Source organism: Halolamina sp. C58 (assembly GCF_051195095.1).
Taxonomy (GTDB): domain Archaea; phylum Halobacteriota; class Halobacteria; order Halobacteriales; family Haloferacaceae; genus Halolamina.
Genome location: NZ_JBNTJY010000002.1, coordinates 652,087 through 665,233, shown reverse-complemented (window position 1 = coordinate 665,233; position 13,147 = coordinate 652,087). Strand labels below are relative to the sequence as shown.

The following is a 13,147-nucleotide window of genomic DNA, read 5'->3' as shown; positions in this document are numbered from 1 at the left end:
GGCACCTTGTGACCGCAACCGCCCCACACAGCCCACGGGCCTCCCCAACCGATTCGCTCGTCCGCGCTGCTCACTCGCTCATCCCTCGCGCTGACACGCGGCACGAGGCCGCGTGCGCTTCGCGCCACCGCCGCCGCGGTGCGGTGGCGGTGGACGCCTCGCCGGCGCCAATTTCGGCGCCGGCGGGGGAGGGGTGGGGACTCGGCGCTGTGCCGAGCCTCGTGCTCGGCACCCTGCGGTCGCAAGTAGTCAACGAACGAGTTGCTGTTGCTGTTCGCTGTTGTAGTAGCGTCGTCGTCTTCCCAAAAGCTCTCACAGCCCCCACTCTGACCGAGAACCTCACCGACCGTTCACGCCCTCCGCGATCAGTTCGTGCGAGCGCAGCGCGGCGTCCTGCTCCGGCACGACGTGCTGGATCATCATCTCGTCGACGCCCACACGATCCGCGAGCTGCTCGAACAGCCCCGCGATCGTCTCCGGGCTCCCCGAGATCGCGCGCGGCCACTCGTCCTCGTCCAGCGTCGCCGGCGTCGGCTCGGGAACGCCGCCGAGTTCGTCGATCGCTTCCTCGACGCTGGGTGTCGACCCGACCTCGCCGCGCTGCATTCGCTTGAACGACGCCTGCGCGACCGCGCGCAGGCGCGCGGCCTCTTCGTCGGTCTCCGCGGCGACGGCGTTGAGCGCGACCATCCCCTGCGGCTCGTCGATGCCGCCGGGGAGCGACGACGGCTCGAACGTCTCCCGGTACGCCTCGAACGCCGGTACCGCGAAATCCGGGCGGATGAACGCCGCGAAGCAGAACCGCAGCCCCAGCTGCCCGGCGATCTTCGCGCTCGACGCGCTCGACCCCAGCACCCACGGGACGGGCTCGTCGCCGTCGGAACTCGGCACCGCGATGTCGGCGTACTCGTGGCCCTCCGGGAAGTCGTCATAGAGGTGGTTCACGACCGCGGTGATCTTCTTGCGGTGGTCCTCGTCGGGGTTGCGTTTCCGTCGGTTCGTCCCGAGCGCGCGGTCGACCGCGGGCGAGCCGTTCGCCCGCCCCAGTCCGGCGTCGACGCGGCCGGGCGCGAGCCCGTCGAGCACGCCGAACTGCTCGGCGACTTTCAGCGGGCTGTAGTGGTTCAGTAGCACCGCACCCGAGCCCAGCCGGATCGACTCGGTCTCGGCGGCGAGGTGGCCCAGCAGCACCTCGGGCGCGACGCCGGCGAGCCGGCTCCCCATTCCGTGGTGTTCCGCGACCCAGAACCGCTCGAACCCCAGCTCCTCGGCCTGTCGTGCGGCGTCGACGGTGTTGCGATACGCGTCGGCCGCGCTCCCGTTCTCGGGAACCGGCGAGAGGTCGACGGCGGAGAGATCCATACCGGAACTGGTGGACTGCGGGAGAAAACGGTTCGGCTAGCGGCCCCCGATCGGCCGCGCTGTCAGTTGCTCGCGATCTGGCGGCTCCACTCCTCGATCCAGCCCTGGAGGTTCCCGCGGAGCTCGTCGTAGGTGAAGCTGACTGCCTCCGGCGGGACCTGTGCGTACTGCTCGTACTCGGCGTGTTCCTCGCCGAACTCGGCGTCGGTGATCGCGGGGAACTGGACGTTCCGGACCGCGATCTCGGCCTGTACCTCGGGCCGGAGCACGAACTCCATGAACGACTGCGCGAGGTCGGGGCTGTCGGTGCTCGCGAACTGGGCCATCCCCTCGGGGTTGGCGTACGCCTGATCGTTCAGGAACCGGATCTGGTGGCGGTCCATATCCTGATCGGAGCGGTTGGCGTACACCTGATCGGTGGAGTAGGAGACGACCATCGGCGCCTCGTCCTCGCCGTAGGCGCTGTAGGCGTCGCCCCAACTCCCGAGAATCCGGACGTCGTTCTCCTGCAGCTGCGACCAGTAGTCGAGGTAGTTCTCCTCGCCCCGAGCCTTGATCGTGTGCAGCAGGAACGCCCGCCCCGTCGCGGAGGAGGAGGGGTTCTGCGCGAGCAGGTCGCCCCGGTACTGCGACTCCAGCAGCCCGTCGAACGTCTCCGGCGCGGTGAACTCCCCCCTGTCGGCGGTCGCGTTCCAGACGAGGCTGATGTACCCCGTGTCGTACGGCACCGCCCGCCCCTGCGGGTCGAAGCCGAGCCCGTCCTTGATCCCGGACTCGCCGGAGAGATCGGGCGCCTCGGCGAACAGCGAGCCGCTCTCGAGGTTCTCGTCCAGCCGGATCAGCCCGTCGACGTTCAGCCCGACGTACACGTCGGCGTCGATCTCGACCCCCGCGTTGGCCCGCTGGATGTACTGGTCAAGCTCGTTGGGCGGCGTCTGGTACACCAGATCGGCGTCGAACTCCGACTCGAACTGCTGTTTGAGCCACGCGCCCGGGCTGGAGCTCACTGCGTCGATGAACGAACTGTACGTCGCGACGACCAGCGTGCCGCCGCCGGTCCCCCCGACGGTCGTGCCGGTCGTCGTCGTTCCGGGCGAGTCGGTGGCGGACTCGGTCGGCGAGTCCGCCTGCTCGGCCGAACAGCCCGCCAACAGTGCCGCGCCGGCCGCCCCGGCGCCCGCGAGAAACCGCCGTCTGTCGATCCGGTCTCGGCTCATTACGCAGTTGTTTCTCTGGGTTGTAGTTAAGTAGACCGATCCGGCGAAGCCGCCGGGACAACGGTTTTCCCCCCGCGGGTTCCCCCCGAGGTATGGAGAGCGACTTCGGGAAGACGCGGCTGCTCGTGCTCGCGCTGGTCGTTCTGACCGCGCTGTCGGCGGTGGTGCTCGCCGAAGTGCTGTACACGGTGGTGTTCGCGATCACCGTGGCGTACACGCTGTTCCCGTTCCGGCAGGCGATCGTCGATCGCGGCTACTCCCGCCGGGCCGCGACGAGCGTGGTCACGGGCGTCGCGGGGCTGGCGCTGGTCGGGGCGGTCGTCCCGGTGGTGTACGTGCTCTACCGGCGTCGATCCGTGTTACTCGATATCGCCCGCGAGCTTCCGGATCGCATCCCGATCGTCGTCGGCGAGTTCTCCTACACCGTCGAGACGACGCCGCTGATCGCGGCCGCTGCCGCCGCGCTCCGGGACGCCGCGCTGTCGATCGCGAGCGCCGCGACGGTGCTCTCGCTCAAGGGGATGCTGTTCGCGATCGTCGTCTACGGCCTGCTCGCGCGGCCGGGCTCGGTCCGGGCAGTCGCGGTCGGACTGGCCCCGACCGACTTCTACGACGTGCTGGAGCGCTACCACGAGCGGATTCACGCGACGCTCGTCGGGATCTACGTCGTGCAGGCCGCGACCGCGGCGGCCACGTCGGTCGTCGCCTACGTCGTCTTCTCGCTGCTGGGGTACGACGCCGCGCTCACGCTCGCGGTCGTCGCGGGCGTGCTCCAGTTCGTCCCGGTCGTCGGCCCCAGCGTCGTCATCGTCGCACTCGCGGCGACCGATGTCGTGGCCGGAAACGTCCCCCGCGCGACGACGGTGCTACTCGTCGGCCTCGTCGTCGTCGGGTTCCTGCCGGACGCGGTGGTTCGACCACGGCTGGCTGCCGCCACCGGCGAGCTCCCGACGACGCTGTACTTCGTGGGCTTCGTCGGCGGCGTGCTCACGATCGGCCCGCTGGGGTTCGTGCTCGGCCCGCTGGCGGTGGGCCTCCTCGTGGAGACGGTCGAACTGCTCTCGACGGTGCCGGCGGTCGAGGACGCACCGACCCCCGAGGAGTTGGCCGACGAAGCGACTCGCTCGGACCGGGAGGCAGGTATCGAGTAGTCGCGCTCTCACTCCGCGATCGCCCCGCCTCTCACTCCGTCACCAACTCCCCGCCTCGATCCTCCCACTCCGTCAGGCTCCCCTCGTACAGGTCGACGTTCTCGTACCCCAACTGCCGGAGCACGAGGTAGGTGTGGCTCACTCGCCGGGCGGTGTTGCAGTACAGCACCGTCCGCGTCTCGGGCACGATCCCCCTGTCCGCCAGCAGTTCGCGGAGTTCGCTCTCGGGCCGCAACCCCCGGCTCTCCTCGTCGACGAGTTCGCGCCAGTCGAGTTGGACGGCGCCCGGGAGGTGCCCCTCGGCGAACTCCCAGTCCTCGCGGGTGTCCACGAGCGTCACGTCGCCGGCCTCGGCTGCGGGCAGCAGCTCCCGGACCGTCTCGAAGTCGACCAACGGCGTCTCCGCTTCGGGATCGCTCTCGTACGTGGCGGGGTCGGGGTCGACGCCGTCGGTCGTCGTCTCGTACGCCCGCTGCCACGAACTGAAGTCGCCGTCGAGCAGGTGGAGCTTCTCGGGATCGTGGCCGAGCAGCAGCGCGGTCACGACGAACCGCGCGGCGAACACCCCCTGTGTGTCGTCGTAGGCGACGATCTCGTCGTCGGCCCCGATCCCGGCGTCGGAGAGCAGTTCCTCCCACTCCTCGCGCGGCGGGAGCTTCCCGGCCTCCCCCTCGTCGGAACGGAAGCTGTCGAACGGAACGTTCACCGCGCCCGGGAGGTGCCCGATGCTGTCGTACTCCCACGGATCGCGCACGTCGACGACGGCGGCGTCGCCCGCTTCGATCCACGACGCAGGGACGAATGGCTGCATGGCCGATCCGACGGCGCGGCCGGACTTAGCCCCCCGGATCGCGACACGAACGACGCGCTCACGCGGCGTCGCAGAGGCCGGCGAGCGCCGCCGGTGGGTTGCCGTTTAAGTGTGCTCCGGACCTAGTCCTATGCGAACATGTCTTCAGAGTACGCGACCGACGCGCTCGTCTCCGCCGACTGGGTGGAGGAGCGCTTGGACGAGTTCCAGAGCGACGACCCCGCCTACCGGCTGGTGGAGGTCAGCGTCGACACCGAAGCCTACGACGAGGGCCACGCCCCCGGCGCGATCGGCCTCAACTGGGAGAGCCAGCTGCAGGATCAGACCACCCGTGACATCCTGAGCAAGGACGACTTCGAGGACCTGCTCGGCGAGCACGGGATCGCCAACGACTCGACGGTCGTGTTCTACGGCGACAACTCCAACTGGTTCGCCGCCTACGCCTACTGGCAGTTCAAGTACTACGGCCACGAGGACGTCCGCCTGCTCGACGGCGGTCGCGACTACTGGGTCGAGAACGACTACCCGACCACGACGGAGGAGCCCGACTTCCCCGAGGAGGACTACACCGCCCGAGGCCCCTTCGAGGACATCCGCGCGTACCGCGAGGACGTGGAGAACGCCATCGAGCGCGGCGTTCCCCTCGTCGACGTCCGCTCGCCCGAGGAGTTCAGCGGCGAGGTGCTCGCCCCGCCGGGACTCAACGAGACCGCCCAGCGCGGCGGCCACATCCCGGGCGCCCAGAACATCTCCTGGGCCGCGACCGTCAACGACGACGGGACGTTCAAGTCCGCCGACGAGCTCCGCGAACTGTACGCGGAGAAGGGGATCGACGGCGACGAGTCCGTCGTCGCGTACTGCCGCATCGGCGAGCGCTCCTCGATCGCGTGGTTCGCGCTCCACGAACTGCTCGGCTACGAGTCGACCGTGAACTACGACGGCTCCTGGACCGAGTGGGGCAACCTCGTCGGCGCGCCCGTCGAGACCGGCGACGCGGAGTAACGCCAGCAGTCAACCGCCCCGCGGGGCTGTGCTGACGCCGTTGGACTGCCCCGACCGTGGGCTACAAGCCGTTCCTACCCCTCAGTCGGGGTATGGACGCCGACACCTTTCTCCAACAGTTGCGGGACGCCCACGGCACCGAACTCTCACGGCTGAGCTCCTCGAAAGCCGTCTACGCGCTCACCGGGGGCGAGATGACTGGCGACGCCGTCCGGACCGGAACGGCCCGCGAACTCCACGACCTCACGTCGGTCCTCGACGAATGGCCGGAGACGAGCGAGGACGAGGCGGCCGACCTGTTCGCCGACGCCGCGGTGTTCGCGGCAACGTCTGCCGGGAACTTCGACACCGAGGCAGCGAGCGACGCCGCGACGAGTATCACCGCCGACGCGCTCGCGGGGCGGGAGAGCGACGTGGAACGGCTCGCCGGCGCCGCCGCGGCGCTGCTCGTGCTCGAAGAGCTCGCGGGCCAGCTCGTCGGGTTCTTCGTCGGCGACGCCGACCGCACGAGCGCCGACGAGTTCCGCGAGTTCCGCTCGGAGCTGGCCGAGTACCGCGACGACGCGGCTGATCTCCTCGCAGAGCGCTGCGGGGACGACGCGGACCGAACGACCGCGAACGAGGTCGGCGCCGACGTGATCGACGGCGCGTACGACTGGTACGTCGAGACGCTGGAGGGGATGGGCGTCGAACCGAAGAACGTCTGCTGAGTCGGGCAGCCCCGGAGCTACTACACTTCTCAAACTTTCCAGACGAAATGGAGGGGTGTTAGACGCCGCCGACGGTCTCGCGGTACGCCGTGATCGCTTCCTCGGCGTCGTCGACGTGGCTCGCAGCGTCGCCGTCCAGCGACTCGCGAACCTCCGACAGCGCCCTCAGGTGGCGTGCGAGCCGCCCCTGGTCCGGCCCCCGGTCGGCGGTCGCCAGCCGATCGAACTGTTCGGCCTGCTCGACGAGCCGTTCCGCCAGTTCGGCGTCGGTCGCGCGCTCGGCCGCCGCCCGGAGCTCGTCGCTCGCGGTCCGTAGCTGGTCTCGGGTCATGTGTGGCAGTTCGTCGCGAAGCGACAAAGCCGTTCGGCCGTCACCCCCCGACGAACCCGGCCCTCAGTCCTCCAGTTCTTCGCGGCGCTCCCGGACGCTTTCGAGTGCATCGTCCACCCGTTCGCTCACCTCGTCGCTCGTCGCCTCGCGGAGGTCGCCCAGCGCGTGGAGCTGCTGCATCAGCTCGTCGCCGTCCGGCTCGTTCTCGCCGGCCGCCAGCGCGGCCAGCCGGTCGGAGAGGTCGTACAGCCGGCGCTGGAGTTCGGCGTCCTCGGCGGCCGCGCTGGCGTCCCTGAGCGTCTCGCTCGCGCTCCGGAGTCGGTCGTCGGACATGGGCGACCCGTCGGCTCCCGGGCGGGAAAGCGGTTCGGCTCGCCGGTGCGAACGGTTCCCACGACCGGGCCGCTCAAGTCCGTTCGTCACCTGCTTTCGGCTAATGAGCGACTCCCAGAGCGGTCCGCTGTCGCCGGACCGACCCGAGGCCGAGCGGCCGTTCCGCGTCGACGCCCCCTTCGACCCCGCGGGCGACCAGCCCGAGGCCATCGAGCAGTTGGCCGCGGGCTTCCGCGAGGGGATGGACCGGCAGACGCTACTCGGGGTGACCGGGTCGGGGAAGACCAACACCGTCTCGTGGCTGATCGAGGAGATCCAGCAACCGACGCTGGTGATCGCCCACAACAAGACCCTCGCCGCCCAGCTGTACGAGGAGTTCCGGGAGCTGTTCCCGGACAACGCCGTCGAGTACTTCGTCTCCTACTACGACTACTACCAGCCCGAGGCGTACGTCGAGCAGTCGGACACGTTCATCGAGAAGGACGCCTCGATCAACGACGAGATCGACCGGCTGCGCCACTCCGCGACGCGCTCGCTGCTGACCCGCGACGACGTGATCGTCGTCGCCTCCGTCTCCGCGATCTACGGGCTCGGCGACCCGCGGAACTACGTCGACATGTCCCTGCGGCTCGAACAGGGCCAGCAGATCGACCGCGACGAACTGCTCGGGCGGCTGGTCGACCTGAACTACGAGCGCAACGACGTGGACTTCACGCAGGGCACGTTCCGCGTCCGGGGCGACACGGTCGAGATCTTCCCGATGTACGGCCGCTACGCCGTCCGCGTGGAGTTCTGGGGCGACGAGATCGACCGCATTCGGAAGGTGAACACCTTAGAGGGCGAGGTCGTCAGCGAGGAGCCCGCCGTCCTGCTCCACCCGGCGGAGCACTACTCGATCCCCGAAGAACGGCTGCAGGAGGCGATGGCCGAGATCGAGGACCTGATGGAGGACCGCGTGCGCCACTTCGAGCGACAGGGCGACCTCGTCGCCGCCCAGCGCATCGAGGAGCGCACCACGTTCGACCTCGAGATGCTGCAGGAGACGGGCTACTGCTCGGGCATCGAGAACTACTCCGTCCACCTCTCAGATCGTGAGCAGGGCGAGGCCCCGTATACGCTGCTGGACTACTTCCCCGACGACTTCCTCACCGTCGTCGACGAGTCCCACCAGACGCTGCCGCAGATCCGCGGGCAGTTCGAGGGCGACAAGTCACGCAAGGACTCGCTGGTCGAGAACGGGTTCCGCCTCCCCACGGCGTACGACAACCGCCCGCTCACGTTCGAGGAGTTCGAGGCGAAGACCGACGAGACGCTGTACGTCTCGGCGACGCCCGGCGACTACGAGCGCGAGCAGTCGGACCAGATCGTCGAACAGATCGTCCGCCCGACCCACCTCGTCGACCCCGCGGTCGAGGTCACGAGCGCGCAGGGGCAGATCGAGGATCTGATGGACCGCATCGACGAGCGCATCGAGCGCGACGAGCGCACGCTCGTCACCACGCTCACCAAGCGCATCGCCGAGGACCTCACGGAGTACCTCGAAGAAGCGGGCGTGAACGTCGCGTACATGCACGACGAGACGGACACGCTGGAGCGCCACGAGATCATTCGCTCGCTCCGACTGGGCGAGATCGACGTGCTCGTCGGGATCAACCTGCTCCGCGAGGGGCTGGACATCCCCGAAGTGAGCCTCGTCGCGATCCTCGACGCCGATCAGGAGGGGTTCCTCCGCTCGGAGACGATGCTCGTCCAGACGATGGGCCGCGCGGCGCGGAACGTCAACGGCGAGGTCGTCCTCTACGCCGACGAACGCACGGACGCGATGACCAGCGCGATCGAGGAGACCCGCCGCCGTCGGGCGATCCAGCAGCGCTACAACGAGGAACACGGGTTCGAGCCGACGACGATCGAGAAGGAGATCGGCGAGACGAACCTCCCGGGGAGCAAGACCGACGCCGCCGGCGCCGCGAACGCCGAGGTGGGCGACGCCGACGACGCGGCTCGACAGATCGAACGGCTGGAGGAACGGATGGAGGAGGCCGCCGACAACCTCGAGTTCGAGCTCGCGGCGGACATCCGCGACAGGATCAGGGAGCTCAGACAGGAGTTCGACCTCGACGGCGGCGACGAGGGCGTCGCGCCGGAACCGGACGCGGAGTTCTGAGCCGTCGATCCGCGCGGCTTACGCCGTCGCCGTGGGCGTCACCGTCTCGGTTCCGTCCGTCTCGGCATCGTTCTCGCCGCCGTCGTCGGTTTCGTCGCTGTCGGTTTCGGTGCTTCCGTCGTCGGTGTCCTCCCCGTTGTTGTCGTCCCGTTCGCGAGCGTCACGCGCGTCGTCGCCGCCCGTCCCGTCGGGGGCGTTACCGTCCCCGCCGGTGTCGTTCCCGCCGTTCGATCCCGATTCGGCACCGCCGTCGCTCGGCGGGCCGCCAGTGCTGTTCCCGGCGTTGGACCCGTTTCCGGTTCCGTTCCCGGGGCCGGCGTCCTCGGGCGCCCCGGGCTCCTCACCCGTTCCGGGGCCAGTCTCGTTCTCCCCTGACGGGCCAGCTCCGTTTCCCGATCCGGCGTCTTCAGGTGGTCCCCCGTCCGCCGGCGGGCCGGCGTGCTCGGGCGGACCGAGACCGTTCCCGACCCCTTCGCCCGCGATCTGTCGGGCGGCCTCGGCGACCTCGCCGCCGCCGGTGCGGTTGGCCTGCCGGGCGATCGAGCGCACCTCGCTCACGTTCGCGCCGTGCTCCCGGAGCGCCGGCTCGGGGAGCGACGCCGCGTTGGTCGCGGTGCGGTTGGCCTGCCGCTCGACCGCACGGATCTGGGCGGCGAGTTCGGCGAGCCGGGCGCGGTACTCACCCTGCCCGATACTCCCGTTCTCGTGGGCACGGACGAGGCGAGCTTTCTTCGCTTCGAGCTCGTCCAGTCGCTCCCGGAGCTGGCGGCTCTGGTCGGCGACGACCGCCGCCTTGGAGTCGTTCGAGGACGCCGCCGCGAACTGCTGGGCGAACGCCCGACGGTCGATCTCGTTGTCCACCTCGGCGCCTTGGACGCCGACGACGCCCGCGAAGACGGCGCCGGGCGCCGCCCCGTCGCCGGTGTCGGTCGTCTGGGCGCCGCCGGCGACCGCAGCGGCTGCCGGGACGCTCCCGACGAGCACGAGCAGCGCGAGGGTGACGGCGGCAGTTCGGTTCACACTCGGTCGATAGCGACGCATCGGTAAAAACCGTCAACTCCCTCCACCCGGGTTCACCCCGATTAACCGAGTTTAATCCCCCGAGGGCGGTCGATCACTCCTCGTCGTCGGGGAACTTCAGCACGTTCTCGCGGCCGAGGCGGAACGACTCCACCTTCCCGTCGTCGCGCAGGTCGCCGACTACCTGACTCGTTCGCGCGGCGCTCCAGTCGAGCTCCTCGGTGATGGTCTTCTGTTTCATCCGCCCGCCGTTCGCTTCGAGCAGGCGGAGAACGCGCTCCTCCGGACTCAGCAGCTCCTCGGGCGTGTCGTCCTCGTTCCCCGCGTCGGCGACGCTCGCGGCGGATCCCGTCTCCGGGCCGGGCGCCGTCCCGTCCTCGACACCAGACACCTGTTCGGGCTCGCGGTCGTCCTCGGCTCCTCGATCGGGCTCGGCGCCGACGGCCGGTTCGTCGTCGCCGACGCCGGGGACCGGCGTTCGCCCGGCCTGTCGCCGGCGGTAGTACCACAGCACCCCGGCGCCCCCGAACAGCGCGATGCCGACCAGCGGCCCCCACGGCGGCGCCGAGTTCCGCGTCCGGAGCACCACACGGGGTTGGCCGACGTCGAACTCCCGGGGCCCCGTCCACGTCACCGAGCGCTCGCCCTCGCGGTCCGGCTCCGGCTCGACGAGCGAGACCACGTACCCCTCGGGCCAGCTGATCGTGAGCTCGGTGTTGGCGTCGAGGAACAGCCCCGCCAGCACCTCGCCGGTCGCGAGCCGATCGTCGGAGACGTCGGCGAACCCGACCCAGTCGAACCCGTAGCGGACGACGCCGTACTCGCCGCTGAGACTGGTCGAGGTGCCGACGCTGACGTTCTCGACGGCCATCTCCCGCCCCGTGGCGTTCTCCGCCGTCGATACCGTCGACCGCATCCGCGAGGCGAACTGGCTGCGGTAGTCGCTGGTGTTCTGCTCGATGTCGCGCTGGAGGCTCTCGAACGCCTCCGTCGTGTTCTCGTCGTCGAGCGCCACTCGGTACTCGATCGTCCACCGCGCGTCGCCGTCCGACTCGATCGCGGCTTCGAGCACTACCGTGTCGCTCTCGACGTCGCCGGTCTGGAGCCCGGGGAACTCCGCAGCGGCACCCACTCCCGAGCCGACGAGCAGGAGCGCTAGCGCGACCGTGACGACGGTCCGTCGATCCATTCGCTCGAACGTGAGACGGCACGGAGTAAAGGCGTTACCGTCCGGCAATCAGCCGACGAACCCGCCGCTCGCGGCTCGACGACCCCGAAACGGCCACAGCCCTTTTACTCACCCCCCGACGAGCTACCCCGTATGAACACGCGAGGCAAGCTCGAGGCCGAGGACCTGCTGAAGGTGATACTGGTGTTGGTCGTGGTGTGGCTGGCCATCGAGGTGCTCGACGAAGTGCTCGGCCTGTTCGCCAACCTCCTCGGCCTGCTGCCGGACCTGCTGGGGATCGTGATCGTCGTGCTGGTGATCCTCTGGCTGCTCGACCGGATCTGACCCCTCGCCGGTCGTCCCGCCGACGCTCTCCGACGACGCGCTTTTTACTGCCGCCGACCCACTCCCGTTCGTGAGCCGTCGAACCCACAGCCCCGCCCTCGTCCTCCGGTGAACCTCCGCGTCCCGCCAGCGGTCGAACGTCTTGCCGACCGCCTCCACCCGAAACTCACCCCCTTCGAGCAGGTGCGCGAGCGCCACACGCTGGTCGTCAAGCGGATCGAGGCCGACACGTGGCGCGCTGGCCGCGGCGGCGTCCGGGAACGCCTCCGCCGCGTGCTCGACGAGACGAAGCCGTTCCCGGTCCGGATCGACGAAATCGACTACTTCGCCGACCCGCCGGACGGCCGCGGGCCGGTCGTCTACCTCGCCGTCGAGAGCGAGGGGATTCGCCAGCTCCACCGGCGGCTCTGCCGGGAGTTCCCCGTCGTCGACGCGCTGGAAGGGGAGAACTACGTGCCACACGTCACGCTCGCCCGCGGGGGGAGCGTCGCCGACGCCGAGCGCGTCGCCGCGACCGAGATCGAACCCGTCGAGTGGACCGCCGAGCGCGCGCTGACGTGGGACCGCGAACACCGCGAAGCGGTCGATCGGTTCCGCCTCCGGGGCTGAACCGTAGAAATTCGATCGCGACCGTGAAAAGAGATTTGGGCGTTTTCGGGCGCCCTAAAGCGCTGAAACCCCCGATTTTCCGCTGAGAACCACAAGACCCTATACGGAGGCAGGAGAAACGCCGGGTGATGCCAACCGTCGAATACCTCAACTACGAAGTGCTTGACGACCACGGCTGGTCGATGGACGACGACGACCTGTTCGAGCAGGCTGCTGACGCGGACCTCGACGCCGAGGACTACGGCACGCTCGAAGTGAACCAGGGCGAGTACATCCTCGAGGCCGCCGAGGCCCAGGGGTACGACTGGCCGTTCTCCTGCCGCGCCGGCGCGTGTGCGAACTGTGCGTCGATCTGCAAGGAGGGCGAGATCGACATGGACATGCAGCAGATCCTCAGCGACGAGGAGGTCGAGGAGAAGAACGTCCGCCTGACCTGCATCGGTTCGCCCGCCACGGACGAGGTCAAGATCGTCTACAACGCCAAGCACCTCGACTACCTCCAGAACCGCGTCATCTGATCGCGGTCGGCGCTTCTCGAACGGTCTTTTTCGACGACGGCACGCCAGCGCCCCGCTCGCCCTGCGGGCGCTCCCCTACGGCTCTCCATTCGGCGTCCAGAGCCCGTAGAGGATACAGAGCAGGCCGACGAACTGGCTGAGTTCGCCGAGGACGCCGAGTGCGAACTCCGGCAGGCTCGGGAGGGCCACGTTCACGACGATCAGGGGCTCGCGACCCTGCCGCGCGAGGTAGTTCGCGAGCGTCAGGCCCGCGAGGCCGCCGCCGACGATCAGCACGCTGGCGCTGTCGCCCGGTTTCGTGCCGTCCCGTTTCGTGCCCATGGTCGAAAATGATCGCTATCTAACTGTATACTTTGTGCTACAAACTGGATTTGGAGTGCAAAGCTATTTGTGAGTTCGGACACCA

Annotated in this window: 15 protein-coding genes; 7 read left to right on the top strand and 8 right to left on the bottom strand. The window is 69.2% G+C overall.

The window, feature by feature from the left end; translation table 11 throughout:
* Positions 1–339: 339 nt before the first annotated feature.
* Complete coding sequence (locus ACQUSM_RS14080; protein ID WP_435119578.1) at positions 340–1,362, bottom strand: LLM class flavin-dependent oxidoreductase; 1,023 nt, start codon at positions 1,360–1,362, stop codon at positions 340–342.
* Positions 1,363–1,424: 62 nt separating this feature from the next.
* Positions 1,425–2,564 (bottom strand): thiamine ABC transporter substrate-binding protein, encoded by a 1,140-nt coding sequence (locus ACQUSM_RS14075; RefSeq protein WP_435119728.1) that lies wholly within the window; start codon positions 2,562–2,564, stop codon positions 1,425–1,427.
* 107 nt (positions 2,565–2,671) lie between these two features.
* Between ACQUSM_RS14075 and ACQUSM_RS14070 the strand changes: the two genes are divergently transcribed.
* Positions 2,672–3,730 carry an AI-2E family transporter gene (locus ACQUSM_RS14070; protein WP_435119576.1) on the top strand — a complete coding sequence of 353 codons (1,059 nt, stop codon included), beginning with the start codon at positions 2,672–2,674 and terminating at the stop codon, positions 3,728–3,730.
* 31 nt (positions 3,731–3,761) lie between these two features.
* Here ACQUSM_RS14070 and ACQUSM_RS14065 read toward each other — a convergent pair whose 3' ends face one another.
* Positions 3,762–4,541 carry a sulfurtransferase gene (locus ACQUSM_RS14065; protein ID WP_435119574.1) on the bottom strand — a complete coding sequence of 260 codons (780 nt, stop codon included), beginning with the start codon at positions 4,539–4,541 and terminating at the stop codon, positions 3,762–3,764.
* A 138-nt stretch (positions 4,542–4,679) separates the two neighbouring features.
* Between ACQUSM_RS14065 and ACQUSM_RS14060 the strand changes: the two genes are divergently transcribed.
* Together ACQUSM_RS14060 and ACQUSM_RS14055 are read left to right on the top strand one after the other, a co-directional pair.
* Positions 4,680–5,543, top strand: a complete 864-nt coding sequence (locus tag ACQUSM_RS14060; protein ID WP_435119572.1) for a sulfurtransferase — start codon at positions 4,680–4,682, stop codon at positions 5,541–5,543.
* A 92-nt stretch (positions 5,544–5,635) separates the two neighbouring features.
* Positions 5,636–6,253, top strand: coding sequence for a transcription antitermination protein (locus tag ACQUSM_RS14055; RefSeq protein WP_435119570.1), 618 nt, complete (start codon positions 5,636–5,638; stop codon positions 6,251–6,253).
* A gap of 58 nt (positions 6,254–6,311) precedes the next feature.
* On the opposite strand, the gene ACQUSM_RS14050 is transcribed toward ACQUSM_RS14055, so the two are convergent.
* The gene (locus tag ACQUSM_RS14050) at positions 6,312–6,584 is read right to left on the bottom strand and encodes a DUF7553 family protein (RefSeq protein ID WP_435119568.1); all 273 of its coding nucleotides are present in this window, start codon (positions 6,582–6,584) and stop codon (positions 6,312–6,314) included.
* A gap of 63 nt (positions 6,585–6,647) precedes the next feature.
* Entirely contained in the window at positions 6,648–6,917 is a 270-nt protein-coding gene (locus tag ACQUSM_RS14045; RefSeq protein ID WP_435119566.1) for a DUF7553 family protein, read from the bottom strand.
* Between the two features lie 103 nt (positions 6,918–7,020).
* On the opposite strand from ACQUSM_RS14045, the gene uvrB reads away from it, so the two are divergent.
* Positions 7,021–9,081 (top strand): excinuclease ABC subunit UvrB, encoded by a 2,061-nt coding sequence (gene uvrB / locus ACQUSM_RS14040; RefSeq protein WP_435119564.1) that lies wholly within the window; start codon positions 7,021–7,023, stop codon positions 9,079–9,081.
* Positions 9,082–9,099: 18 nt separating this feature from the next.
* Here the strand turns inward: uvrB and ACQUSM_RS14035 are convergent, their stop codons facing one another.
* Complete coding sequence (locus ACQUSM_RS14035; RefSeq protein ID WP_435119563.1) at positions 9,100–10,101, bottom strand: hypothetical protein; 1,002 nt, start codon at positions 10,099–10,101, stop codon at positions 9,100–9,102.
* Between the two features lie 94 nt (positions 10,102–10,195).
* Positions 10,196–11,290, bottom strand: a complete 1,095-nt coding sequence (locus ACQUSM_RS14030; RefSeq protein ID WP_435119561.1) for a DUF7345 domain-containing protein — start codon at positions 11,288–11,290, stop codon at positions 10,196–10,198.
* Positions 11,291–11,422: 132 nt separating this feature from the next.
* Between ACQUSM_RS14030 and ACQUSM_RS14025 the strand changes: the two genes are divergently transcribed.
* The 3 genes from ACQUSM_RS14025 (at position 11,423) to fer (ending at position 12,741) form a co-directional block, all read left to right on the top strand.
* The gene (locus tag ACQUSM_RS14025; protein ID WP_435119560.1) at positions 11,423–11,614 is read left to right on the top strand and encodes a DUF7554 family protein; all 192 of its coding nucleotides are present in this window, start codon (positions 11,423–11,425) and stop codon (positions 11,612–11,614) included.
* A gap of 108 nt (positions 11,615–11,722) precedes the next feature.
* Positions 11,723–12,223, top strand: coding sequence for a 2'-5' RNA ligase family protein (locus tag ACQUSM_RS14020; RefSeq protein WP_435119558.1), 501 nt, complete (start codon positions 11,723–11,725; stop codon positions 12,221–12,223).
* A 128-nt stretch (positions 12,224–12,351) separates the two neighbouring features.
* A complete protein-coding gene (fer, locus tag ACQUSM_RS14015; protein WP_435119556.1) occupies positions 12,352–12,741 on the top strand; it encodes a ferredoxin Fer in 390 nt (129 codons plus the stop codon).
* Positions 12,742–12,816: 75 nt separating this feature from the next.
* On the opposite strand, the gene ACQUSM_RS14010 is transcribed toward fer, so the two are convergent.
* Positions 12,817–13,062, bottom strand: coding sequence for an FAD-dependent monooxygenase (locus ACQUSM_RS14010; protein WP_435119554.1), 246 nt, complete (start codon positions 13,060–13,062; stop codon positions 12,817–12,819).
* Positions 13,063–13,147 lie beyond the last annotated feature (85 nt).

Bases quoted from the DNA above. Each gene is read 5' to 3' on its own strand.
- uvrB (WP_435119564.1), top strand. From the start codon at position 7,021: ATGAGCGACTCCCAGAGCGGTCCGCTGTCGCCGGACCGACCCGAGGCC.
- ACQUSM_RS14045 (WP_435119566.1), bottom strand. From the start codon at position 6,917: ATGTCCGACGACCGACTCCGGAGCGCGAGCGAGACGCTCAGGGACGCC.
- ACQUSM_RS14055 (WP_435119570.1), top strand. From the start codon at position 5,636: ATGGACGCCGACACCTTTCTCCAACAGTTGCGGGACGCCCACGGCACC.
- ACQUSM_RS14030 (WP_435119561.1), bottom strand. From the start codon at position 11,290: ATGGATCGACGGACCGTCGTCACGGTCGCGCTAGCGCTCCTGCTCGTC.
- ACQUSM_RS14065 (WP_435119574.1), bottom strand. From the start codon at position 4,541: ATGCAGCCATTCGTCCCTGCGTCGTGGATCGAAGCGGGCGACGCCGCC.
- ACQUSM_RS14025 (WP_435119560.1), top strand. From the start codon at position 11,423: ATGAACACGCGAGGCAAGCTCGAGGCCGAGGACCTGCTGAAGGTGATA.
- ACQUSM_RS14070 (WP_435119576.1), top strand. From the start codon at position 2,672: ATGGAGAGCGACTTCGGGAAGACGCGGCTGCTCGTGCTCGCGCTGGTC.
- ACQUSM_RS14060 (WP_435119572.1), top strand. From the start codon at position 4,680: ATGTCTTCAGAGTACGCGACCGACGCGCTCGTCTCCGCCGACTGGGTG.
- ACQUSM_RS14050 (WP_435119568.1), bottom strand. From the start codon at position 6,584: ATGACCCGAGACCAGCTACGGACCGCGAGCGACGAGCTCCGGGCGGCG.
- ACQUSM_RS14080 (WP_435119578.1), bottom strand. From the start codon at position 1,362: ATGGATCTCTCCGCCGTCGACCTCTCGCCGGTTCCCGAGAACGGGAGC.
- fer (WP_435119556.1), top strand. From the start codon at position 12,352: ATGCCAACCGTCGAATACCTCAACTACGAAGTGCTTGACGACCACGGC.
- ACQUSM_RS14010 (WP_435119554.1), bottom strand. From the start codon at position 13,062: ATGGGCACGAAACGGGACGGCACGAAACCGGGCGACAGCGCCAGCGTG.